General features: G+C 64.0%; 20 protein-coding genes. All 20 read right to left on the bottom strand.

Annotation, left to right across the window (positions count from 1 at the left end; translation table 11 throughout):
* Nucleotide 1: 1 nt before the first annotated feature.
* Entirely contained in the window at nucleotides 2-2,506 is a 2,505-nt protein-coding gene (locus tag OVA00_RS35325; RefSeq protein WP_192438952.1) for a putative baseplate assembly protein, read from the bottom strand.
* The gene (locus OVA00_RS35320; RefSeq protein WP_060519094.1) at nucleotides 2,503-2,862 is read right to left on the bottom strand and encodes a GPW/gp25 family protein; all 360 of its coding nucleotides are present in this window, start codon (nucleotides 2,860-2,862) and stop codon (nucleotides 2,503-2,505) included. The genes OVA00_RS35325 and OVA00_RS35320 overlap by 4 nt, the downstream gene beginning before the upstream one ends.
* Entirely contained in the window at nucleotides 2,859-3,191 is a 333-nt protein-coding gene (locus OVA00_RS35315; protein WP_060519092.1) for a hypothetical protein, read from the bottom strand. Before OVA00_RS35315 ends, OVA00_RS35320 begins: the two co-directional genes overlap by 4 nt.
* Nucleotides 3,188-3,700, bottom strand: a complete 513-nt coding sequence (locus OVA00_RS35310) for a phage baseplate assembly protein V (RefSeq protein WP_268090726.1) — start codon at nucleotides 3,698-3,700, stop codon at nucleotides 3,188-3,190. Before OVA00_RS35310 ends, OVA00_RS35315 begins: the two co-directional genes overlap by 4 nt.
* On the bottom strand, nucleotides 3,697-4,869 hold the full coding sequence (locus tag OVA00_RS35305) for a hypothetical protein (RefSeq protein WP_090300664.1): 1,173 nt from the start codon (nucleotides 4,867-4,869) through the stop codon (nucleotides 3,697-3,699). Before OVA00_RS35305 ends, OVA00_RS35310 begins: the two co-directional genes overlap by 4 nt.
* A complete protein-coding gene (locus tag OVA00_RS35300) occupies nucleotides 4,866-5,174 on the bottom strand; it encodes a LysM domain-containing protein (protein WP_113080087.1) in 309 nt (102 codons plus the stop codon). The genes OVA00_RS35305 and OVA00_RS35300 overlap by 4 nt, the downstream gene beginning before the upstream one ends.
* A 9-nt stretch (nucleotides 5,175-5,183) precedes the next feature.
* Nucleotides 5,184-5,831, bottom strand: a complete 648-nt coding sequence (locus OVA00_RS35295; protein WP_060519084.1) for a hypothetical protein — start codon at nucleotides 5,829-5,831, stop codon at nucleotides 5,184-5,186.
* 61 nt (nucleotides 5,832-5,892) lie between these two features.
* The gene (locus tag OVA00_RS35290) at nucleotides 5,893-9,768 is read right to left on the bottom strand and encodes an eCIS core domain-containing protein (RefSeq protein WP_162731860.1); all 3,876 of its coding nucleotides are present in this window, start codon (nucleotides 9,766-9,768) and stop codon (nucleotides 5,893-5,895) included.
* Between the two features lie 70 nt (nucleotides 9,769-9,838).
* A complete protein-coding gene (locus OVA00_RS35285) occupies nucleotides 9,839-11,518 on the bottom strand; it encodes an eCIS core domain-containing protein (RefSeq protein WP_268090722.1) in 1,680 nt (559 codons plus the stop codon).
* On the bottom strand, nucleotides 11,518-11,787 hold the full coding sequence (locus OVA00_RS35280; protein WP_060519078.1) for a hypothetical protein: 270 nt from the start codon (nucleotides 11,785-11,787) through the stop codon (nucleotides 11,518-11,520). Before OVA00_RS35280 ends, OVA00_RS35285 begins: the two co-directional genes overlap by 1 nt.
* Nucleotides 11,784-13,664: an ATP-binding protein gene (locus OVA00_RS35275; protein WP_268090721.1), complete on the bottom strand. Its 1,881-nt coding sequence runs from the start codon at nucleotides 13,662-13,664 to the stop codon at nucleotides 11,784-11,786. The genes OVA00_RS35280 and OVA00_RS35275 overlap by 4 nt, the downstream gene beginning before the upstream one ends.
* Complete coding sequence (locus tag OVA00_RS35270) at nucleotides 13,661-14,926, bottom strand: DUF4255 domain-containing protein (RefSeq protein ID WP_090300660.1); 1,266 nt, start codon at nucleotides 14,924-14,926, stop codon at nucleotides 13,661-13,663. Before OVA00_RS35270 ends, OVA00_RS35275 begins: the two co-directional genes overlap by 4 nt.
* Before the next feature lie 847 nt (nucleotides 14,927-15,773).
* Nucleotides 15,774-16,454: a hypothetical protein gene (locus OVA00_RS35265; protein ID WP_268090720.1), complete on the bottom strand. Its 681-nt coding sequence runs from the start codon at nucleotides 16,452-16,454 to the stop codon at nucleotides 15,774-15,776.
* A gap of 41 nt (nucleotides 16,455-16,495) precedes the next feature.
* Entirely contained in the window at nucleotides 16,496-17,023 is a 528-nt protein-coding gene (locus OVA00_RS35260; protein ID WP_060519070.1) for a phage tail protein, read from the bottom strand.
* Nucleotides 17,024-17,040: 17 nt separating this feature from the next.
* Nucleotides 17,041-18,558, bottom strand: coding sequence for a phage tail sheath family protein (locus OVA00_RS35255; protein WP_268090718.1), 1,518 nt, complete (start codon nucleotides 18,556-18,558; stop codon nucleotides 17,041-17,043).
* A 148-nt stretch (nucleotides 18,559-18,706) separates the two neighbouring features.
* The gene (locus OVA00_RS35250) at nucleotides 18,707-19,081 is read right to left on the bottom strand and encodes a hypothetical protein (protein ID WP_113080468.1); all 375 of its coding nucleotides are present in this window, start codon (nucleotides 19,079-19,081) and stop codon (nucleotides 18,707-18,709) included.
* Nucleotides 19,082-20,118: 1,037 nt separating this feature from the next.
* Nucleotides 20,119-21,174: an ABC transporter substrate-binding protein gene (locus tag OVA00_RS35245; protein WP_268090716.1), complete on the bottom strand. Its 1,056-nt coding sequence runs from the start codon at nucleotides 21,172-21,174 to the stop codon at nucleotides 20,119-20,121.
* A 17-nt stretch (nucleotides 21,175-21,191) separates the two neighbouring features.
* A complete protein-coding gene (locus OVA00_RS35240; protein WP_268090715.1) occupies nucleotides 21,192-22,334 on the bottom strand; it encodes an NAD(P)/FAD-dependent oxidoreductase in 1,143 nt (380 codons plus the stop codon).
* Nucleotides 22,331-23,734 (bottom strand): FAD/NAD(P)-dependent oxidoreductase, encoded by a 1,404-nt coding sequence (locus OVA00_RS35235; RefSeq protein ID WP_268090714.1) that lies wholly within the window; start codon nucleotides 23,732-23,734, stop codon nucleotides 22,331-22,333. The genes OVA00_RS35240 and OVA00_RS35235 overlap by 4 nt, the downstream gene beginning before the upstream one ends.
* On the bottom strand, nucleotides 23,727-24,035 hold the full coding sequence (locus OVA00_RS35230) for a (2Fe-2S)-binding protein (RefSeq protein WP_268090713.1): 309 nt from the start codon (nucleotides 24,033-24,035) through the stop codon (nucleotides 23,727-23,729). The genes OVA00_RS35235 and OVA00_RS35230 overlap by 8 nt, the downstream gene beginning before the upstream one ends.
* Between the last annotated feature and the right edge of the window lie 3 nt (nucleotides 24,036-24,038).

Genomic DNA, 24,038 nt, shown 5'->3' with positions numbered 1-24,038 from the left:
ATCAGCGCCCCCCCTCCACGATGAAGCGGACCCGGCCGTTCTCGGGACGGCTGGGATCGTTGTCGAGCCGGGCAATCTCGGCGCTGGCGATCGGCAGGATCGCCTCGGCGGCATAGTCCACACCGGGCTGATCCATCCGGGCAAAACGGCCCACCGGCGCGTTGCTTTCGTCGGTGGTGCCGATCCAGGACACGCCGTCGATCCGCATCGCGCGGGCGATCATCGGCGACAACGCCACGTCCGCTCCGAACTCCAGGACATCCGGATGAAAGAGCCCGCGGGTTCCATCCGGCAGATCGCGATCGGAAAAGAGCGCCAGGAGATCGCGGTTGATGTCCGACGCATAGGCGTCGGGCGCGGCACAGACAAAGAGGATGATGTCGAGCGGTACGAAGACCGGCGAGACAAATTCTAGATCGTGGCCCGCCAACCGATGATCTTCGATGAACGCGCGCAACTCGGCCTCGACTGCAGCGTCCACCTCGCCGCCTCCGACGAGGTCGAGCGCCAGCGTGACCGTGTGCCAGCTGCCGGTCCAGCGGCGGCGCCCGAAGGCTCGTTCGACGCTCGGGTGGCGGGCGGCAACCACGGCGTAGTCGGCCGCCGTGACCGCACGACGCGAGACGCGAAACGCCTGTGGCGCGGCAACATGCACTGCCGTGCGTGGTTCCGGCACGATGCCGCCGGTTGCCGGGACAGGGTTGCTCAGCGCGAAGATGCCGTTGCCGTCGCCGGTCACCACATGGGCGATCGCGCCGGCCCCGATGTTGCCGCGCAAACCGCCGCCGTGACGGATACGCGCGACAAACGCGGCTCCATCGGTTGGGCGGCGGCCCAGTACCCCGTCGCCGAAGCGCACATAGGCCGCCCCTGGCACGGTGCCTGCCTCGACCGCCACATGCGGCGCGAAACGCTCCGACGCCAGAAGGTCCGGCACCGTCGTCCATATCTCACCGTCGCCGACGAGCGCGACCTGTGCGACCGGTTCGGCCACCGGCGAAAGCGACGCAGCCGCCGAGGCGGTGCGTGCACTCTCCGGATCGAAAGGCGGCGCGCGCACCACCTCTCCGGCGGCCAGCCGGTAGCGCAGCACCTGGCCAGGCCCGTCATCTGGCAGCAGGCCGTCGGTGGAGAGGGTTTCCAAGAGGATTTCGTCTTCGTGCGCGGGGTCGCCGTGATCGACGGTACGGCCTTCGTCGACCAATAGAACATTGCCACGCGCCACCGACATCGGCTTGCCATCGAGGGTACCGATCGGCAGAGCGAACCTCAACGCGTCTTCGGCGAACCAGCGCACCTCAGTCAAGGCGAGACCGAAGATCGGATCACTTGCAGGCTTGGGGCCTTCCGACAGACGCACGACCTGGCGGTGCGTCGGATCCGGCGGATCCTCGGTGCTACCGCCAAAAGGAATGCGCTCCTCCAGCAAAAGAAGATCGCCTGCCACAAGGTCAAGATCGCCGGGAGCCTTCGTCAGGAAAGCGGAGGTTGCGCCCTTGGTGAGGCAGCAGCCCTCGTCGCCCCAATCGTGGAAGCCCGCATCGTTGCGCGCCACGCGCAGCGACTTCAGCGGTTCCAGTGCCTCGAACACCACTGACCCACGTCGGACCATGTCTTCGAAAAGCTCCGCCTCTGGTGTGATCACCGTCGGCCGCTGCTGCCCCCGGTCCTCTGGGCGGGTCAGGAACCGGGTGCCGCGCGCAATCACGTCAGGTGCGCCATCCCGGTCGACATCCGCCGTCACGGCGACGGCTGTGCGCGCATTGCAACCCTCGCCCGGACGATAGCCGAGTAGCCGGGCGTGGCGCACGAGTGACTGCCGAAAGCGCGTGCGCTCGAAGAACGCTTCGGTGCCTATGGCGTCCTGAAACCAGCTCACCTTGTCGGCAGCATCCGCCAGCACCTCAACAAGGGTCACGCCCAGATCCGCCGGATTGCGCTCGGTCCAGTCGGCCATGGTGGCAGACATGCGGTCCAGCATCATCGTGCGAAAGCCGGTGAAATCGCGGGTCAGGTAATCTGTCGGCGGCCCCTGACGACGCGCCGGAACCGAAAGTGCAGGGTCGGCGCAATCGAAATCCGAGCGGCATTCGACTTTGAAGGAGAAGCACACGCTCGCCAGCTGGCGATCCATATTGGCGGGCGGTGCAGCGTTCACCGCCCCTTGCCGCAGCGACAGCACATAAGGCGAGAAATCCCCGGCCTGGTCCAGGGTCAGCCGCTGGGTCAACCCGTCCGGCTGCAGCGCCAGCGATAGCACCTTGATGCCCTTGACCCGCGTTCCGCCTGTCACGGCGAAGTTGTCCTCGTTCAGGGCGGCGACGCCATCGGGTTTGAGGAAAGCTACGTCGAGCAGTTTCTGCGCCATGCCAGCCGGTGCGCCGCTGTCCAACACCTCGACGAAGTCGATGCCGTTGATCTCAAGCCCGCCGCCCATGTCGGCGTTGCTGTCCAGAACCCTCTGCCGGCGCAGCGACGTGCCGCAATGACACCTGCACTTCGTCATATCGCGCCCTCCACCACGGCGCGGCGAATCTCGTCGTCGCCGAGGCGGCTGTAGACGACCGTGACCCGCAACTGGCTGTCCACGGCCTCAACCCGCACACCACGCAGTTCGATCACCTCGACCAGCCATTGCTGAAGCGCCCCCTGGACCATGTGCTGGACGGCGGCTGCGATCTCCGGCGTGTTCTCCGAAAACACCATCTCGTGCAGCCCGGCACCGAATTCAGGCCGGTTGAGCCGCTCGCCGCGGCGCGTGAACAGCACCTGCTCGATCATGTCGCGGATCTGCTGGTCGCGGTCGGCCTCGGCCGTGGTTCCGGCGGCTGAGATCCGGTAGGGGAAGGAAAACCAGGTCATATCGCGACAACCTTGGTTTGCGGCGAAGACCAGACCACCGGACCGTTGGGGATCTGGCCGGATTTGCAAAGGTCGCCGGGATTGACCAACAACACCGGCTTGCCGGCCGACTGCACCTTGCTGGCCGCCTTGGTGAACTCAGCAATGAGACAGGGCTGCGGCTTGGGTTCGGGCGTCGTGAACGGGCAACCTGCGATCGTGCCCTTGTCGCCGAGAAGGGCTGCCGGCGTGCCGTCGATCAAAAGCTTCACACCCGTCGCCGCGATCGTGATCGGGATGGAATGCGGGCAGGTGGCGACGGTTCCCTGCGTGACGATCGGCGTGGTCATGGCAGCACCTTCAGATTTCCGTTGTTGATCGTGACCCCATCGGGACCAAGCTTGACCGTCGATCCGGAAAAGCTCAGTTCCATGGCGTCCGCCCCCGCCTTCAGCACGGCATCCCCCATGACCGTGGTCATGCTGAGCGTGAGTTCCCCCATGCCCGGCGCGTCGAGCACCTCCAGTTTGAAGTTGTCGCCCGCCCAGATCCGCGTCAGCGCCTGCGTCGGTCCCATCGCCGCCGGCGTGTCTCCGGCGTCCCAGAACCCGCCAGACCAGATTGGATAGTCCGGGTCGCCGCGCTCGAACTCGACCCAGACATTGGCGCCCGAGGGCGGGATGGCGAAGATGCCAACGCCCGGTCCGGCGCCCGGCAGACAGGGCATGGCCCAGGCGAGCGTGCCATCCCCCATGACATCAGCCACGCTGACCTGCACTCGGCCAAGGCCCAAGGGGTCGATGTTGAGCTCAACCTTGCCGCGGTATTTGCCGAAGAATTTTTCGTCCTCGCAGCTCATATCGGCGATACCTCCGGTGCGACGGCCGGCAGGATCGGATAGAGCCCGTCGCGCTGAAGTGCGAACGACTGGGTATAGGCACCGGGTTTGAGCACGTGCCTGACTTCGGCCACCGTATAGGTTCCGTTGTAGATCATCCCCAGGCCGCGGATATCGACCGCGTAGTAGGGTTTAAGCACCGCGTTGTAGCGCGTGTTGTCGATGGTGCCGGTCACCTCCAGTACCCTTTCGGCCGGTTCGTTCACCTCAGCCATCAGACGCGCAAGCACCTGCGCGGTGTTGAGGCCCGAGGTCACTATCTCCTTCGTCTTGATATTGCCCATCTGCGTCAGCGCCTCCGACAGGGCCGACATCGGCGTGTTGGTGGAGGTCGGGATCTCCAGCGAAACCACCTGCCCTGTGGAGCGGTCATGCACCTTGGCGCGCGCAGCCGTCAGGGTCTCGCCATCGTGGTTGACCGTGACGTCGTAGGCATCCGACATTGGCCCCAGATTGACCGAGATCGGCTTCTGCGGCAGGCCGGGGCGCGGCACCGGACCGAAGTAGAGCTGGCTGATCCCCGGCGCCGGGCCGGGATCGATGAACACCTTGTAGCCGTGGCGCCTGGCCATCTTCTTGGCATAGCCGAGGTCCGTGCAGGTCTGCTGCGGCGTGCGGTCGACCGGGATCGGCGGATCGATCACCGGCGGCGGCATAATCACCGGGATCACGCCGTAGGTGGCATATTTCAGCGCCATGGCATTCATGATCACGGTTTCGTCCTGAGCCGGGTGCTGGGCGCGTTTCTCTTCGCGGTCCATGACAAAAGTCAGGTCGCGGCCCAACATCAGGTACTTGCCTTCATTCGACCCTTCGCCGGGTATGTACTGGGTCTTGGTCACCACCCCGTCGAAGATCGGCGTCGGCACCACCCCGTTCCAGACAACGACCACCACCCGCGCTCCGCGCTGGAACCGGGGATCATTGACGAACGGAGGGCCAAATGCGCCAAGCGGTCCCTCTCGCCCGGCCAGCAGCGTGATCTTGAAGCCTGAGTCCTTTTTCATCGCCTGGCGCACCTCGATCTCTTCGATCGCCTCCATCGCCTCGAGCGGTGCGGGCAGCACGACGGCCTCCCTGCCCAGAAGCAGCGTGACGCGAATGCCGAGGATGTTGCCGAAGGCGCTCACGTGGTCCTGCCTCCCCTCGCATCGGGCATCGGAATGACCAGTGGAGCGCCGGGCACCGCGGTCAACTGGTCGGGATGCGCGGCGGAATTGGCATTGGCGATCATCCACCAGGCGGTCGCCTGGCCATAGGTCTGTGCGGCGATGATATCCGCGCGGTCGCTGTCGCTGACGCGGTGCTGGCGCGCCACGGTGTGATCCTCGGGGTGCGGCAGGATCGGCGGCACGATGTGGCGCACTTTGCTGCCGTCCGGCCGGGTGAATTCGGTTTCGGTGGCGATGGCGTATCGGCTCGTTGCTGTGATCATCACGCCCTCTCAGAAATCCAGGTTGCCCGCCACATCGGCGATGTTGTTGACGCTTGCGACGGTGGCGAGCGTCTCCTTGATCACCTGGTGGGTCAGGAAGGCCCAGTAGCCCGGGTTGGTCATGGACAGATCGTTGTAGGTCAGCACTTTCATCGAGACCGCGACATCGGCGCGGATCGGGTTTAAAGCCGGGTCGTGCGCGGTCTCGGTGATCGACAGACTTTCGATCTTGACAGGCACCACCCGCTTCCAGCCGTAGATGAAAAGCGTCAGCGGTGCGGCCGGCGGCACCACCTCCATGGTTCCTGCCAGCATCAGCGCCTGGTTGATCGCAACGGCGATGGTTTTCGGATAGACCATCATCTCGAGCGCTGCGAGATAGCCCGAAATGCCGCCGCCCAGAGGTCCGTTCTCGCCCTCCTCCATCTGGTCGATCAGGTCCATCTTGAGGTTGGCGCTGATCGTCTCCGTGGGAGGCCCGGCCAGCCGCAACGGTTCCGCCCGCCCGTTGCCTGCCTGGCTGTAGTTCGGCGCGATCGACCGGGTGATCTGGTCGGGGTTGTACTGGAAGATCGCCACCGAAGAGAGCGGGTTGAAAAGATCAAGCCCGACAAGAGCGCCTTTCTGGACTTGTGGGGAGATGGTTAGACCCGTCATAGCAGGCTCCGATCTGAGACGCCGGACGTGGAACCAGTGAAGTCATTCTTTGGAAACGGTCTCATCTGTCAGCACTCAGCTTTGCCCAGAACCCGTCGCTGCCGGTGGGATTGATCTCGATTTCGGTATCGTTCTTCAGCACATAGGGGCCGTCCGGGAGGTACTTGATCCAGTCGCCGGACTTGTCACGCCCCACCTCGATGACCTTGATCCGGATGGGTAGCGGTCCGAAGGTCTTCAAGTCCGACGTCTGGACGTAGAGGTAGACGTCGAACAAGGTCTTGGCGTCGCCCCGCCCTTGCGCGAAACCACCGGAAGGCCCTGGCAGGATGGTGTGATAGCTCGTTACCGTCCCGCTCGGATCGGCGATTTGTCCACGGCGTACCGACTGGGTCGATTGCCCGCCGGATCCGGGTTGGCCGCCGCTGCCGCCGGCCGCGCCGCCTGCGGGCTTCTGCTCGGGGGGCTGTCCCGCGGGCTTGTCTTTTGCCGCGTCGGGTACGGTTTGCTTGTCCGCCGGTGGGCTGCTTTTGGCGGTCGGCGGGCTGCTCTTGTCCGGTGGATCCCAGACCTCCGGAGTGCCCGGAGGCGGCGGCGCTTCCGGCTCGAGCAGCTTGCGGAATTCTTCCGGCAGTTTGCTGCGGTCGACCTTGCCTGCGTTGTCAACGATTCCAGTGCCCAGGCGACCATGTTCGCGGATTTCCTTCTGGGTGGCCCGGCGCTCGTTCATGCCCGGCGGGAAGCCCGGCGGCGGTTTCGAGAGGTCGCTGCCGCCCCGTCCGCTACCTGGATTGTCGATGTCCTCGCACGGGACCTCGGCCGCGTCAGGCAGATCGGGCGCATCGCCGATATGATCGCAAAGCAGCGGCTTCACCTCGGGCGGCAGGATGTCCTTGAGATGGCTGCGGATCGTCTCGGCGATTTCCTTCGGCAGGTTCTGGATGATCGCCCGGCCGAGGATGAACTCCTTGATCAGGTCCTGTGCGACACAGGAGCCCAGCATGTGCGACAGAAGATACTCGCTGGGCGAGATGTCGAAGAGCGAAAGGATGTAGTCGACACCGGCAACGACGCAGGAAATTCCCACCGTTTCGAGCCCGCCGGCGGCGCAGGAGGCGATGCGGGCGACGTTGAACACATGCCGGGCGATGCTGATCAGGGTCTTGGCAGCTTCCCAGGTGTCCATCACGGCTTCATAGATGCTGCCGAAACGGGTCTTGATCGCCTCGGCCGCCTCTTCGACCTTGGCTTCGATCTGAGCCGCGATTTCCTCATACTTCTTGACGAACTCGCCTTCGATCGAGTCGGTGTATTTGCTGAAATCGGAGCCGATCATCGACTTCAGCAGCGATTTGAACCCTTCCTCGACGCAGTCGACCAGATAGGCGCCAACCTGCGGCAGCATGACCTTGATGATCGCGCCGAAGATCACGCCGCCGACCTTCATGATCGCCTTGCCGATCTTGCCGCCACTCGTGCGCTTCTTCGCGCCCGCCAGGAAGTTTTCGAACTTGGTCTTCAGCCGGTGGTAGATGTTGAGCGCCTTGACGAAAGTCGCACCAAAGGTCTTGCGCATTGCCCCGAGCATCCGCCCCGACCGCCCTTCCATGAGCTCGGCACGGTTGAATTCGGTTTGCGCCTTGGTCAGCGCGGCTGTGTCCTGCACCGGTCGCGAACCGTCGGGACCGGTGCCACCCAGCAGCTTGACGGTGTTCTGGATCGCTGTGTCGAAGGCCAGCTTGGCGATGTCCGCCTTACCGGTCCCGGTCTTGATGTTGGTGTAGTCGGCAAAGGTCCTGGTGAAGGTTCTCTGCTTTTCCTTCCAGGTGTTGTACTGCGCCTGGAACGGATCCTCCTGTGGCGGCAGCGGCTTTTTTGGTTTCTTGGGTTGAACGCGGGCATCGGCATGGCGCAGCGGCATCACCTTCTTGCCCGTCGGCGAAGAGACCATTTGGTCGTACAGGGTCTGGCTCGCCTCGGTCAGCTTGTCGCGCCGGTTGGACCGTGATGTGCTGGTGTCCTGTTCCTTGATTTCATCGGGCCAGAACACATACTCCCACAGGAACTTGGCGCCGCTTTTCTGCCGGTAATAGGACTTCCCCGTATAGGTGAACCCTGTAACGTTCTCGTACTTGTCACGACCAAGGATCGTCTTGCTGTACTTGTTGAGGCGCAGCTTCAATGCACTTTCCAGAGGGATGAAATCGCCGCTGCTGGCGGAGCTCGCCATCTTGGCGGCGCTGAAGTTGGTCCTGGCGAGCGAATTGCTTCGCGACGACCCGGTCAGGGTTCCGGCTGGCGCGGTGCCATTCTTGACGGCCTCGCTCTGTTCCACCGTCTTGTTGTAGCGCCGGGCGGCTTCGTTGAAACCGGTGGCGTAGTCGCCAACCTGTTTTTCCGCGTCGCTCATGCGATCCCTGTCACCGGCGAATTTTACGTCGCCAATCTCGTAGCTCGAGGGCGCATCGAGTGCGGATCGAATGAAGTCGGTGGTCGCCCAGCGAGGGCTCGATTCCGTGCTGTATTTCTCGTAGCCTCCGCCCGGTCTCAGCGCGGCGCCGCCGATGTGAAGCGACTTTCTTGTGTCGTAACCCAGGCTCTTGGGTACGACGTTCTTACCGCCGTCCGACACGACGTACCACGGCAGTGCGGTCGGCCCGCCAGCGCCAGTTCCGGTCCCCGTCCCGGTGCTGCTGCCAATGCCAGTGTACGGTGCAAATCGCAGTCCCCAGAGCTTGTTGGGATCTGAGATGACCAGGTCGGCATAGCCAAATCCGTCGTCCACAGAGCCCTTGTCGCGCTGCGCGTTGGGCACCGCCACCTCACCCATGAGTTTTGCATTCTTCTTGACCGCGTCGGCAACGACGAGGTCATGGGTGGGTGTCTTTTGGGGATCCTCGCCGAAGTAGAGCGTTTCGCTGATGATCTCGGACGGGACGCGGCGCACTTTCGGCTGCACTTCATCCGGCTGGGTCTGTTGCAACACATGCGCCAATTCGTGCGCCATAGTGAAGGACGGCGCTTCCGCTTCGTTTCGCCCCAGCCAGACATGATTGCGGTAGGTAAAGGCGAGCGACGAGATGCTGTCATTCAGCGCATCCGAGGCGCTGCCGCGATGGATGCGCACGCCAGAGAGGTCGCGCCCCATGCGGCTTTCGAAAAAGTCTCGGGTTTGCGGCGAGAGGGCGCTGCCGCCGGATTCCAGCTGACCGGCCGAGGCGGCAATGTGTTCGGTACCCGCAGGGCCGTCGGCCCGCATCCGCGGCATGTCAGTCAAGTCATGCAACATCTCGCGCTCAAGCAGCGGCGAGGGTATGCGCTGCACCGTCGCTACGGCCCGACGCGGCATGACCGGCATCTCTTCCTCAGCAGCGCTGCAAGCGGCGCATTTGCGTTGAACGACCGATCTGCGTGCCATCACTTCCGGCTCGTCGTCTTCGCTCCGGCGCTGAAGACCGGTGCCGGGGCGCTGGGTCATGACGGTCGCTGCGATTGAATCCGCTTCGGCCTCGTGCGGATGGTCAACCGGTCCCACCTCCAGTCTCGGTATCACCGGCGTTTCGTCACCTCCGCAGGCCGAGCATTTCCGCCTGATGCGACGGGGCATGGCGTCCGGCGTTTCTGCGTCGAGCCCGGCACGTTGAACGGAATTTGGCTCGCGGGTCGCCATCACACGTCCGGCTATGTCATCCGCTTCGCGCTCGAACGGGTCGTCCACCGGGCCCACTTCAAGCCGCGGCATGACTGGCATGGTGTGCTCGTCATCCTCTCGGGCGCATTCAGCGCAGACGCGCTGAACCGAAGGAACCGAGGACAGCGAAGAAAGCAGGCGCCGAGGCACCTGGTCTTGATCCGGCAACGGCTCGGCCTTGTGTTTCGTCGGCGTCGCGACGGCAAAGGCGGGGGGCTTGGCGGCTTGGGCGACGCTCACGGACATGGCAGCCCCCCGGCAGTTGGCCTGGTGCTGCAGGTGATCGCCGGCGCAGGTCGCGCTATGTCGCCCCGCCCTACCATTCGAAGCCGATCCCTGTGAGGACCTGGTGCGCCCTTTGGCGCTCCGGTCGGCCTGAAGTGGCGGCATCCTCGTCGCCCAGAGGCGCCAGGAAATTGTAGAGCACCTCCATTTGCACCGGTCCGAAATCATAGCCGAGGCCGCCGCCGGCCTGGAGGCCGAACCCGGCCGGAAGATCGCCGCGCGCGGTATCATAGTAACCGCCTCCGAAAATCCGCCCGTAGAGGGACCGGTAGACACGATACTCCGCACCGCCGCGCAATCCGGCGCGGATAAAGGCGTCCCGATCGTCGACCGGCACATCGACATGAACGCCGGCGGTCAGGGCACCGCCGGCCCAGTCCAGCAGCACATTGTATTGCAGCGAGGCGACGAAACTTGTCCTGTCGCCCGCCACCTCGGCGCCTAACAAGCCGGTTCCCTGACTGGTGAAATGGAAGCCCTGATAGGCAAGCGCGCCGCCGAGCCCAGTCCAGAACCCGACCCTGGTCGCCGGATCGGTATACTCGACCTTGAGCGTGACCGGATTTTTGTAGCCGTCGAGAAAGGCAGCCAGTTCGTCGAAGCTGGTTTGGATATCGATGCAGCCTGAGCTGCCGCGCAGTAGCCCGCCGTGCAGGAAGAACGCGCTTCGCCTTCCGGCATTGCCACACGGCCCCTCCCTGACCGCGACAGGATTGAGGTGCACCCGTCCGGCCCCCCAGTCGCCGGCATGAATGCTCTGCCCCTGGACCGTGACGTTTTTCTTGCCGACGATGCCGCCGACCAAAAGGTCCAGCTGTTCCCCGGTTGAAAATTGGCTGATACCCGGTGGCGAAAAACTATAGGTGCCCTCCGGGATCGGCCCCTTGTCCTTGATGCCGGTGAAACGTTTGTCGTTCAGATAGGTGTCGACATCGACATCTGCGCCGCAGGCCTTGGCATCCTCTTCGGTAATCTTGATCGGGCGACCGGAATCGCCGTCGTAGCGCATGGTTTCCTCGCCGTCGCCGTAAACGATCAGTTCCTCACCGTTGAAGACCATCGTGACTTTCTTGAAGTCGGTGGCCTTGCGTTCGCCGTCCGGCGCGCGGCGGATGGTTTGCTCGCCAGCGGTCTGTTGCAGGCTATGCGTCAACTCGTGCGCCATCAGACGTCGGCCCTCGGTGGTTCCGGGGATGTACTCGCCCTTGGCCAGCGCAATATCGTTTCCAAGCGTATAGGCGCGCGCCCCGATCATGGCCGCGGCCTGATCGACCTGCGGCCCTTCATGGACGCGCACATGCGAAAGGTCCCGCCGGAAACGCGGTACGAAGAAGCCGGCTTCAGCGACACTGAGCATGCGGCCGCCCGCAGAAACCGCTTTGGCCGCCGTGGCAGCGCCGGATGGCCCGCCCCCAGTGTTGCCCCGAGTGTTGCCCCCGGACCCGCCGCCTTGCCGCTGCACCGAAGCGGCCGTCATGGGCGTGACAGCCCGTGCAGCACTGCCCTTTGCGACGGTACCGGCAACCTGATCGGCCTCGCGCTCATAGGCGTCGTTCGCCGGACCGACCACCGGCTTACGCTGAAGTACGCCGGGCACCGCGCTGAGCGATCCGGGCAGCCGCATCTTAGGTTCACACACGCCCGAGCCACCGCGGTTGCGTGCGGAACGGGGCATCGAACGTCGGGCACGCAGAGCAGCGCGCAGGGACATCAGCCACCTCCTTTCGGGCGGGTGAGCGCCCCGGCGATCCGCTGACCGGCGAGACGTCCGAGCGCGTTAGGGCCGCGCCCTGCAGCCGGTGGCAGGCTCAAACGCAAATGATCGGCGCCACCCTGCCCGGCCAGCGCGCCGCCATTGGCGGCAAGCTGCGCGGCAAGCGCCGTCCTCAGCCCCTTCGCCAACGCGGCAGCGTCGCTTGCGTGCACGCCATGAACGCGAAGCCGGTCGATGTTGAGAACGATCCGTGGCCCGGCAGTCATTGCAGCCACCCCGCGCGTTCAGCGTCGGTCATCTGCCGGCCAACCTTGTCGTATTCGAGTTGCGCCGCCTGCAGGATCTCGGCCATCGACACTGCGCAACCGCGGTCGGCCGCGAGGAAGGCCGCGCCCAGCGCGATGTTGCGGATCGATCCGCCGGCCAGGTTGAGCTGTGCCAGCTTGTCGTAATCCAGTTGCTCGCGAGGTTGTGCGTCAGGAAAGATCCGCATCCAGATCGCCCGGCGTTCGGCCAGATTGGGAAAGCGGAAATCGACGATGAAGCGCAGGCGACGCAGGAACGCGTCGTCGATATTGTCGCGCATATTGGTGGTCAGGATGCAAAGCCCGCGATAGGCCTCGAGCCGCTGGAGCAGGTAGCTCACCTCGATATTGGCGTGGCGGTCATGGCTGTCCTTAACCTCGGAGCGGCGGCCGAAGAGCGCATCGGCCTCGTCGAATTGCAGGATCACGCCGCCATCCTCGGCCGCATCGAAGACCCGGCGCAGGTTCTTCTCGGTCTCGCCGACCCATTTCGAGACCATCGCGGAAAGGTCGACGCGGTAGACATCAAGGTCGAGCGCATTGCCGATGACTTCGCCGGCCATCGACTTGCCCGCGCCCGACGGGCCTGAAAATAACGCCGAGACCCCGAGCCCCTTGTGCTGGAGCCGCACGCCGAAGCCCCACTCCTCGTAGACCTGCGTGCGGTTGCGCACCTGGGCAATGATGCTTTCGAGCACATCCTTCTGTCGCGGCGCCAGGATCAGGTCGTCCCACGTCGCGGGCGAGGCCACGCGATGCGCCAGGTCGTCCATGCGGGGCCGCGCGGTGCGGCGGCAGGCCTCCCAGGCGCAGGTCGCCAGATGCTTCGGATCGCGATTGCTCTCCAGCGACATTTCTGCAGCGACAGCACGCGCAACTTCGGGAGCCACGCAGAAGGTGGCGGCAAGGCGCGGCAGGGCCGGGATAAGATCGGTATCGTCATCACTGAGAACGCTGTGCCACACGGCAAGCTGCTCGGACGCCTTCAGGCGCGGCATCTCCAGGCGGAGCGCCAACCGGTGACCGACCCGCATCGGTTCGACCGAGGCGATGGCGAGCGGCCCGCCATAGGTTTCGGCAAAGAGCTGGGCGGTCCGTGTCTCGCCCATGTCGTCATGCATCAGCACCAACCGCCCGGCACACAGCATCATATCCCGGGTGAGCCCAGCGGCGAAGTCCACCAGTTCGACGGCTGTCTGGGGCAGAAGCTGCGAGTTCAGCGCATAGGTGATGGCGTTGATCCCGGCTGAGGCTTCGGCAAAAGCGCAAAGCTTGCCCTCGGGATCGCCGCCGGTCAGGTGCAGCACCGGTGTGTCCGGTAGAGACAGGCGGGAACCGATTTCCCGGGCGAGCCTGGCGCGGTTGGGTGCCAATGACAACGGTCGCGGAATGCGGCGCAGCAGGGCGGAGGCCCCGGCGTCCAGCGAGGGCGCACCGACAAGGCGCAGCAGCACCGTGTCCGCAAGGCGCAGGCGCGCATCGACCAGCGAGCCGCTGCCCTCGATCCGGACCAGCCCTGCCCGGCGCAGTGGCGCCTCGGCCGACAGTCCCTTCCAGTGTGCGCCCGGCAGACGCGTCAGTGCCAGCGACAGCGTGGGGGCAGAGGTCAAAGGATCGTCAAGCAACCGGGCGACGATGTCACGCCCGTCCGGTTCCAAGGCGACATAGGCGCACAAGAGCAGGATGTTGCGACTGAACGCATCCAGTCGGAAGATTTCGGCCAGCTCGCAGGCAGCGGTGCGCGGCGGCTTGGTTTCGGCGACCGGGCCGTGTTCGAGCCAGGCGCGCACGACCGGGAAGGCGTCGGCCAGGGACGCGATATGTTCGGCGCGGCTCACAGCGAAAGCTCCGGGCCGATGATCTGGCCATAGGTGGAGCTGCCCGCGGTGCTGTCGAGCGTGACCGGGCTGAGGAGCCCGTCGACATCGGCCCTCACCAGATAATCGCCGCGCGGCAAGCTGACAAAGGAAAAGGTGAGCGAGGCGGCGTTCGCTCCACCCTCCACAGGGATACGCCCGGCCAGGATCACCTGCGCCGGCGCTGCCGAGTTGCGGACATCGAGAAGCAACCGGACCGCCTGATCCGACCGGATCGAAGGGGTGAAGCCGATATCGACCGTACCTGTCGCCGTCGTTCCACCCGCCGGCGCGGTGATCGTACCGACGACGATCGCCGGGCTGAGTGCAAAGGCCAATGCGTTGGAGCGGGCGCGCACGTGATCCGGCTGGTCAGCGCTGGTCCTGGGTGCAATCGCCTGCAGTTTGTGGACGCCGACGGCCAACTCGACGCCGCCGAAGGTGGGGGCATCGAGCGTCACTGCAAGCGCCGCCTCCGACTGCCGAACCCCGCTCATGGCAAGACCGCCACCATCGACTTCCAGCTCGAGCCCCGGCTTGGCCAGGCCCCTGCCCGCCACGTGGAGGATACCGCCCCAGACCGGCGGGATGATACTGCCGGGCGCCCTGCCCGCTGCGTCGAGCCGGAGCGTTGAAACCGGCGAGACCCAAAGCCCGGGATGCGCCACCGGGGTAGGAACCGGTGGCGTGGCGGACGTCTCGATCACCACATGGCTAACCTCGTAGGAGAGCGACAGCACATAGGGGACCTGATAGAAGATTGACCAGATCTTCGAGAAATCATCGATCGTCATCAGTTGGCGCGTCACGCGCAGCCGCGCCAACGCCGCCTCCAGGTCGCTATCTTCCAGCTCGTCGTTGTCTTCGATGGCGTTGTGGATCGTGGTCTTGCTCAGCAGCGGCTCATGCTCCAGAGCCAGCATCACCTCGCCCAGCATCAGATCGGGCTCGAACGCGTCGTGATTGCCGTAGAAGCTCATTACATAGTGCAGGTTCAGCGCCAGCTTGCTGGGGCCGCGCATCTGGCCGGTGGCACCACGCGTCGGCAGATGGTCATTGGCATGGGCGGCATTGGGCTCGACCCGGTAGAGATGAAGATTGACGAGCGGCGCTGCATCCTCGGCAAGCTTGGCCGTGGGCGCCCCCAACCGCACCTTGGCATTTGGCACCGCGGCGTTGGCCGCCGACAGGATGCGCCGGAGAAAGGCTGCGCTGACGGTGGATATGGCCAGCGGGTTGCTCATCGCCCACCTCTCCCGTCGAGAAAGTCATCCAGGCTGATCCCCCGAGCCTCCGCCCTTGCCGGGGCTGGTTGTCCGCCTCGCGGCGGATCCATCACCACCTCGATGGTGCCGATGCGGATCTCGACCTGGGGCGGCTGTTGCGGCTCCACAGCTCGGTCAGCGTTCCTGCCTCGCGGGACCTGCGCTGCCCAATTCGGCGCGGTATCCTCGCGCGCAAGCAATGGCGGGGCGGCCCTCGGGACCGGGACAATCGATGATCGCGATACCGGCCGACCATCGGCAGCGACAGGGGACGCCGCCGGTTCGGGATCCGCCCGGGCCGTTTCGCCGGACATGTCCCCAAGAGCGTCTGCAAGTGTGCCGTTAGCGATCACCGGCGCCGGGGCGGACGGCGCGATGGGCAGCGAAACGGGAGCGTGCGCGACCGGAGGGGTTTCAGCGGCCAAAACGGCTTGCGACGACGTTGCCACCGGTGGCGTGACCGCCGGCCTCGAAGCAAGAGCAGCCGGAGCAACGCCTGCGGCGGGCGCCAATGGCATCATGCGACGCGACGGTGCAGCCGGTGCCGACGTGGCTGGCGTTACCGGCGCTGCAGCGTGTGTCGACCTCAGGACCGTCGTAGCTGCTGCGGATATGGTCGGACCCGCGACGGGGGCGGCCGCCGGAGGGGCGGCCTCTCTGGTGCGCGGGGTGCGCGACGGAGCCTCGGAAGACATGGACGGCACCGGCCTATCGCTGTCGGAGGGTTCGGACCTTTCGCCCAGCGTTTCGAAGGGGCCGGGCCGGCGCGGCGCCAGTCGGGGCAGCGTGCCGCGCGCGCGCGCGGCAAGGTTGCTCAGGAACGCGCTCATGCCAGTGCCTCGGCCACATAAAAGGCCCGCCGATGCTCCGGCAAAGCGAGGATCTCGGCCTCGGACCAGTGGAAGACCCGAGCGATGTGCACGACGTCATGCAGGATCTGCCGCGAAATCTGTTGCAGCTCATGAGCGACGAAATGCACCGAATCGAAAGCCACGGATTGCCTGGCGCCGCACTCCGGGCAGCCGGTCTCCAACCACACATCGGCGCCCGGATCGATCGCCTCCAGAGCCTCGGCAAGGCCATCGAGCGGCAGATCCATTGCCGTTTCCTGGACCCGTGCCGCCAGCATCCGCGCAGCCGTTTCAGGTTCGGAGATGGTCTCGATCTCAAGAATGTCGCCGACGGTCACCGGGCGCACGACCGCCTCGCAGCCACCGATCATCACCTTTTGAAAACCAGGTTCTGGCCAAAGCGCCTCCCCCGCCAGCCCGAGGCTGGCGGGTTCGAGCGTGAGCTCGTAGATCTTACCGCACGCTTCGCAAACCGGTTCCGCCCGGAGCGGGCCCGACCTCAGTCGTGCCCGGATCGCCAGAACCAAACGGTCGCGCGCCCCCATAGGCAGGGCCAAGAGGGTCCCGCACGCGGCCTCGGGATAGGCCCGTTGCAGCAGCGCGACCGACCATTGAGCCGGCGACAGCACGCTCGCGCGGTCGGCCAGCTCAATCACCGCGGAGGCGTCCAGCCGTGAGGGAGCTCCCAGGGGCATGATCAGGCCGGAACTTCGAAGCTGGGCTCTTCAGGCTCAGCCACGTCTTCGTCCCGCTCCCATCCCTCGTTCTCCAGCTTCAGCGTCTGGATCGCGATGGCGCTAGCCGAAGCGTCCATGTCGGAGAAGGCCGAAAACTCGGAGGGCCAGCAACGATAGAGCTTGTAGGCCAAAACAATCTGACCGGCCTCGTTGTAGATTTCGAGTATCAGGTCCTTGCGGAAATCCTTGAGCGACACCTCCGCCCCGAGGCCCGCCCCATAGTTCCACACCTTATTGGCCCATTGCTCGAACTGCTTGGAATGGGTAACCCCGCGCTCCAGCGTGATTGCCTCATATTCGGTCTGGCCCGGCGACTTGCGGCTGGTCGAGGGGTCGCCACCTTCGCGGTGCTTGACCACCTCCGTCGAGCGCTTGAGCGCTGAACACTTGCTGACGCCGGCAACGTAATCCCCGTCCGGCAAGCGCAGACGGAACTTGTACGTTTTATAGGGGTCGAAACGGTCGGCATTCGTGGTGAACTGTGGCATGTTTGTCCGCCCTCCCTTTAGGACGCGCTGCGGATCTGCTGGATCGAAATGATGACGAATTCGGCCGGCTGCAGCGGCGCGAAGCCGACGACGATGTTGACGATGCCGCGATTGATGTCGTCCTGCGTGGTCGTCGATGCGTCGCACTTGACGAAATAGGCCTCCTTGGGGCTCGCCCCCTGGAACGCGCCCTGCCGGAACAGCCGCTGCATGAACGATCCCACCGAGAGACGGATCTGTGCCCAGAGCGGTTCGTCATTACCTTCGAACACAACCCATTGTGTGCCGCGGAACAGGCTCTCTTCGATGAAGAGCGCGAGGCGCCGGACCGACACGTACTTGTAGTCGTCCGACAGCACGTCCGAGCCCGCCAGCGTGCGAGCGCCCCAGACGACGCGGCCGATGTTCTGGAACGACCTCAGACAATTGACGCCGATCGGGTTCAGCAGGCCGTTTTCCTGATCGGTCAGCTTCACGGTCAACCCCTGGGTATTGGACAGCGTCGCGGCCAGGCCGGCCGGCGCCTTGAAGACCCCACGATTGACGTCGGTGCGGGAGATCACGCCCGCCACCGCCCCACAGGGCGCGAAGGCATCGATTTGACCGCCGCGCAACGGATCACGTTTGAGAAGCCGCGGAAAATAGAGCGCGGCGTTGCGGGCATTGGTGAGTGGAAGCACCTGGTCCGTGGCGTCGAGCTGGGCATTCTTCGCCGTCGTCGCCGCGGTGTCGGGGTTGGCGTCCCATTCGTTCGGCGGATCGACAATGTAAAGCGCGCGCCTTTCAGCGCAAAGTGCAGCGGCCGTTTCCCTGACTGCCTTGGGCAGGGTGGCCTCGCGGGTGTCGGGTGGGATGCAGAGCAGGTTGAAGATGTCCGCCTTGCGCAGCGCCTGCATGCCGGTTTTCAGCGCCGGATCACCTTGGTAGGTCGCATCGGCCAGCGTCGTTCCGTCGTCGCCACCGGTAGCAGTACCTGTGGCGGCATCCGCGGGCCGGCTATTGGAAAAGGTCGGGGCCGGCGGCGCTTCAACGAGGTTGCTCTGGGCCGCGAGGATCCGGTCGAACCGGCGCTGGCCCGCATCGCTTCTCATGGACAGGGTACGCAATACCTCCCGGGTGTCAGTGGCAGTGTCGACGATCTCCAGATCGAAGATGTCGTTGACTGTCAGTCCGTACTTCTTGGCAGCTGCGGCCGCGCCCTCGGGATCGGCGACGTCGGGGTGCGAGATTTTCCCTGAGAGCGAATTACCCCAGGCACCAGGGCTCTTGGCCCGCAGGATCAGGGTGCCCACAGTCAAGCCTGCATAGCCGTCGCCGCCGTCCTGCTCGAACAGCCGTACGATCAGGCATTGCCCGCCGCCGTTGGCGAAGAAATCGTCGACGGCGTAGGAGACATTGCTGTCGCTCCAAAGCCCACCGAAGCGGCGATTGAACTCGCCCATGTTGAAGCAGGGCGTCGGTTCCCCGACACCCCCCTTTTTCGTGCGTCCGACGAAAGCGGCAATCGAGGTCGGCACACCGGCGACGGTTCGCACGCCCGAGTCGAGCTCCTGAATGTAGACGCCGGGATAGGTTGGAGAGATGGGCATGCGCGGCTCCTGTTCTCAAACGGATCGTGAATGCAAAAGCGAACGATGCATCGGACGGCCCTTGCGGGCCGTCGAAACCGGATTGAAAGTCAGATCAGACCGTCAGGCCGATCAGAACCGTTACCTTGGCGGCTTTATCCGCCGATGTGTTGTGAACTGTCAGGGTGGTCAGATCGCCCGCAAAGAGCTTGACCGCCTCTCCGAACAAGAGGATCGGACCACTCAGCGCGGAAGCATTGGCCCCGTCTGCCTTGACCGTCACCGAACCGTCGAGAAGATCGGAAGAGATCGCGAGAAAGGCGACGTTGTCGACCTTGTCGACCTGCAGGGTCAGATCGCGCTCTGCACTTCCGGCGTCGAGATCGACAGATACGGAAACGATACCATCGCCCGTCGATGCGCCCTTGGTCTGGATGGCAGAGCCTGACTTGCCACCTGCGGTTAGGGACCACGTGATTGTTTCTGACATGAAAGGCACCTCGGAGAAAGCGTTGCGCGATCAGTCGGAGAATTCAGTATCACAATTTTAAATTGCGCCAGCAAACACGGACGCTTTAACGAGATCTGCTGCTTTAAGGCCCAGCTCGCCGGATAGTGCTTAGGGAAGCCCAAAGGCATTCGCAGCGTCGAACGTAGCAACGTCACGCTTGAGATATACTTATCAGAATGCAAGAAGATAATTATAAAGATACAGAACACAGAAAATGTCAACGGAGATAATTCTAATCTCTACACTGCAACCGCCAATCGAACACCATTTCACATTAAAATAAACTAAGTATAAATCCCAATAGAATATACGGGATAACATGTATAAGTTGGGGCTTCCCGCGCATACAGTGAGACGCGGCTGGCGTAAGTCCAAAACAATTGCACGACGTTGGTGATTTGCGTTGTTTGTTGCGAGACTAGGTCGCGACCGTCGGGAGGGGCACTACATGCGTTATCGCTTCGCATTTCCCCGAAGATTTGATCGTTTCAGTCTACATATTATGAGTGCCGATGCCTCACAGCAACATCGCAATCATTACGTGGCGGAGCAATACCGCAACGTTCCCGACGAACGTTACGCGATTTTTCTAGCGGTCGCGTCGCATCATTGGCTAAGCCCAAGGTACTACGCATAATGTCCATTTGGGTGAGTTGCTATGCGGTATCACGATTGGCAAACTGCACCTGCATTTGCACACACCGCTACCCAATTTCGACGCAGCCGCCGCTGCGTTTACGGTTCATGTTTCCGTGTAACTGCTTGATATTTATAAAACTTGTTACTGACAATATTTTCGCGCGTGAGCCTCCGCCCCCCCTGCGGAGGCTCATTTTCGTTGTGCGCACGCCGTACGCTAAACCGGTTCTCTGTACATTGTTCTTGGGTCAAGCAAGCGCGCCACCACCAAGTTCGCGCCCTCGTTGACTGGATTGGCCGGTTGGTTTGCCTAGGAACCCATGTCGCACCGCCATGCGCCTGCGCGCCTGGCGGTGCGATGAGCGTTCGCGCCACACCTACCGTTCGATCATGCGGTTCCAGCGCTTGTTCCATTCCTGCCGGTTCTGGTTGATCGCATCCCAATCGAGGACCTTGGCGGTCTCCATGTTGGCTTTGAACGTCGAGAGCTTCGCGTTTGCCGCATCTGTGCCGGCCTTGGCGTCGATGTTTGACGGGATGATGTTGCCGTGGTCGAGCGCCAGGCTCTGTGCCTCGGCGGAAAGCAGGTAGTGGGCGAGCTTCTGACTGAGTTCCGGTTCGCTGTTGTTGGCGATCACGCATTCGGTGACGGCGAGCACCACGGAGCCTTCCTTCGGCTGGGCGTATTCCACTGGAATGCCCTTGTCCTTGAGGTTGTTGACGGCCGTTGGGGTCAGCGGGAAGATCGCTGCCTCTCCGGTCTGCACCATTTCGGAGATCTTCGCCGAACTCGGGATGAACTCGATGACGTTCTTGCCGATCGTATCGGAGAACTTGTCGAAGCCCGGTTCAACGTTGGTCTCGTCGCCGCCCTGGATGCGGTTGAACATCAGGAAGGCGTGCAGGCCGAAGCTCGATGCGGAAGCCGACTGGAACACGACGGCGTTTTCGAATTTGGGATCGGCCATGTCCATCCACGAGGTCGGTGCCGGCCAGCCCTTCTCGTCGAAGAGCTTCTTGTTATAGGCAAGGCCGGTCATGCCCATGTCGACGCCGATCGCCATGTCGTCTTTCAGGCGGGCAGCCATCTGGATCTGGTCAAGCACCGGATCAGCAGCAATCTTCTGGCAGAGACCGCCGCCGATGGCGCGCACCATTACGCCATCGTCAAGCAGCATGACATGCATCTGCGGATTGTCCTTGGCGGCGGTTGCCTTGGCGAGGATGTCGGCGGATGTGCCGGGTACGACGACGACCTTGACGTCGTTCGCCTTTTCGAAAGGCGGCAGCACGTGCTCGGTGTAGGCGCGTTCGAAGTTTCCGCCGTTCATGCCGATGTAGAGCGTCTTGGTTTCCGCCGAGGCACAATTCTGCTGCATAACGAACGCCAGCAGTGCGAGGGCCGTGGTTTTGGTAAGCCGTTGGTCAATCATGGTATTCCCCTTTCTGTTTACAACGAGGCTGCAGTTTCGGCCGCCACCTTGCGGAAGCGGCCAATGGAAAAGGCGTCTATCGGCGTAGTGCTGCGGCCCGCGGTGACGAGTTCTGCGAGCACTTCGCCGACGGCGGGCGCGGTCTGAAAACCGGCGCCACAGAAGCCGAAGGCGTGGAAGAGGCCTGATGTCGTCTCGCTCGGGCCGATCACCGGGTTGCCGTCGGGCATTTCCGCCTCGGTTCCGGACCAGAAGCGGATGACCTGGGCTTCAGCCAGATGCGGAAAGAGCGTGATTGCACGCTGCATGACGGAGGACGCAGCCGTCACCGACGGACGCGAATAGTCGGGATCGCCAAGCGGCAGGCCGCGGCCGCCCCCCATGACGTAGTTGCCGCGCGCCACCTGCCGGCCATAGAAGCTGCCGCCCTGTTCACCCATGCTGACGGGCAGACGCAATGGCAGAGGTTCGGTGACCACCATCGAGGGATAGATACGTGTCAGCGGTACAGGCTCGTTGAAATTCGCGGCAAAGCGGTCGGACCAGGCACCGGCGCTGTTGACCAGTTGTTGGCAGCGGATCTCGATGCCGTCGCCGGCGAGGATCTTGAAACCATTTCCGGTCGCGACGACGTCGCGCACCGGCGTCTGCTCCAGTACCATCGCGCCCGCGCGCTCGGCGGCTCTTGCGAAGGCGGGCGCAACGAGACGCGGATTGGCGTGACCGTCATCGGGGCAGAGCGACGCGCCGACTGCCTGGACGGAAAGCCAGGGGAACCGGGGCGCCAACGCCGAACCGGCAACGAGCTCAAGCCCCAACCCATAGTCCCGAACCGTCTGGGCATAGGCTTCGAGCTTGGCGAAATCCTTTTCCGTGCGGGCGAGCTTCAGATGGCCGGAGCGCATGTACTCGGCATCGATGCCGACCATTGCCTTGAGTTGCGGCCAGATACCGTGTGCGCGCTGCGACAAAGGCAATTGTTCGGGGGGCCGGCCCTGCCGGCGCACGCCGCCATAGTTCACCCCGCTCGCCTGCGCGCCACAATAGCCCCTATCGATGAGGGCGACTGAAAGCCCCGCTTTACGCATGGCAAGTGCTGCGGAGCTGCCGACCAGCCCGCCGCCGATGATCGCGACGTCGACGCAGATGCGCCAGCTCATGACCGAGCCTCCGCTTCTACGGCAGCACCGAAACCAAGCGGGATCGGCTTGACCGGCGCCTGAGCGCGAAGGCGACCAACCTCACCGGGCGAAACACCACAAAGCCCGCTTAACAACTCGGTGGCAGCGGCGGAACACATGCGCCCCTGGCAACGTCCCATCCCGACCCGGCTCAGCGCCTTCAGGCGGTTGATCTCGCTGATGGAGCCGCTCGCAATGGCGCGGCGTCCTTCTGCAATGGTAATCTCCTCGCAACGACACAGCGTCGTCTCTTCCGGGACCGTCTCGAACCAATCAACCGGGAAGGGAAAGGCACGTTCGAGGATATCACGCTGCCGCAGGATCGCTTCGCGAGCCGCCACCAGGCGCGCTCCATCCGCTGATGCTTTCCCCGCATCCTCGAGCAGAGCGGCCGCGGCGAGCTCGCCCGAGACTTCCGCCGCATCGGCGCCGGCAATTCCGCTGCCGTCACCGGCAACGTATACGTTGGCCCGGCTAGTGCGCCCCATGGCGTCTCGCTCAGGCAGCCACACGCGATCGCGCTCGTCAAAACAGAAACGGCAGCCGGCAAGATCGGCAAGCTGGGTTTCTGGACGAAGGGCAAAACCGTAGGCGAGCGCGTCGCAGGATACCGTCTCGACGACCTCACCTTTGCTTGCCCGCCGACGGAAGCGAAGACCCTCGACCTGGCCCGTCCCGAGGACCGCCTCCGGCCGCACGCCGTTGCGGATCTTCACGCCGGCCAGCTGGAGCTGGAGCCCGTAGAAAACACCAAGCCCGACGATGCGCGGCGCATGGATGGCAAGCGACAGCAAGTGTCGCTTCGACGTGATGGGTGCTGTGTCGAGCACCGCCTCCACGCACGCGCCGGCCTTCATATATTGCCAGGCAACGAGGTAGAGCAGCGGACCGGAGCCCATGAAGACGATGCGGTCGCCAATTGTGCAGCCCTGGGCTTTCAGCGCCACTTGGGAGGCGCCGAGCGTGTAAACTCCAGGCGTCGTCCATCCCGGAAATGGCAGCACGCGATCGGTCGCGCCGGTGCACAGGATCAGTTGCGAAAAGCCGATCTGCCGATGCACGCCGGCCAAAAGGACATCGAGCTGATTGCCGTGCTCAGCCGCCGAAACATTCCAGACCAGCGTTTCGGGGCGATAGTCGATCGCAGGCAAGAGTGCCTCGAAAGCCTCGTGTAACCTTCTTGCCTTGCCGGCTTCCGAACCATAGCGGCTGCGATAGGATCGACCGTCGTCGATCAGCGGGCGTCGATAGATCTGCCCGCCAGCGCGCAGACCTTCGTCAAGCACGATCGGCCTGAGACCTGCGCGCACGAGGCGCTCGGCGGCGCGTATGCCCGCCGGTCCGGCGCCAACGATGACGGGCTGCAACGGCTCAATCATGGGCCGTCTCCGACACCGCGCCGAGATCGGTGATGAAAGCCATGCCCGTGAGCAAGGCGGTGCTGCAGGCGCGGACGCGGCTGCCTTGCGCCGTCATCACATAACAATCCTGACAGGCGCCGATCAGGCAGAAGCCGGCCCGGTTCTCCCCGGTGAATTCGCTCTGTCTCAGGCGACCGCTCACCGAGAGTATCGCCGTCAGTACCGTGTCGCCACGGCGCCCGGTTTGGGCCGTCCCGTTCAATGTGAAGGGCACGAGTGTCTCGTCCAGGCGGTAGCGCCGCCGGAGTAACGGGTTCATCGA

It is taken from the genome of Ensifer sp. SL37, from assembly GCF_026672675.1.
Taxonomy (GTDB): Bacteria; Pseudomonadota; Alphaproteobacteria; order Rhizobiales; family Rhizobiaceae; genus Ensifer; species Ensifer adhaerens.
This window is presented reverse-complemented; position numbering and strand designations above follow the sequence as displayed.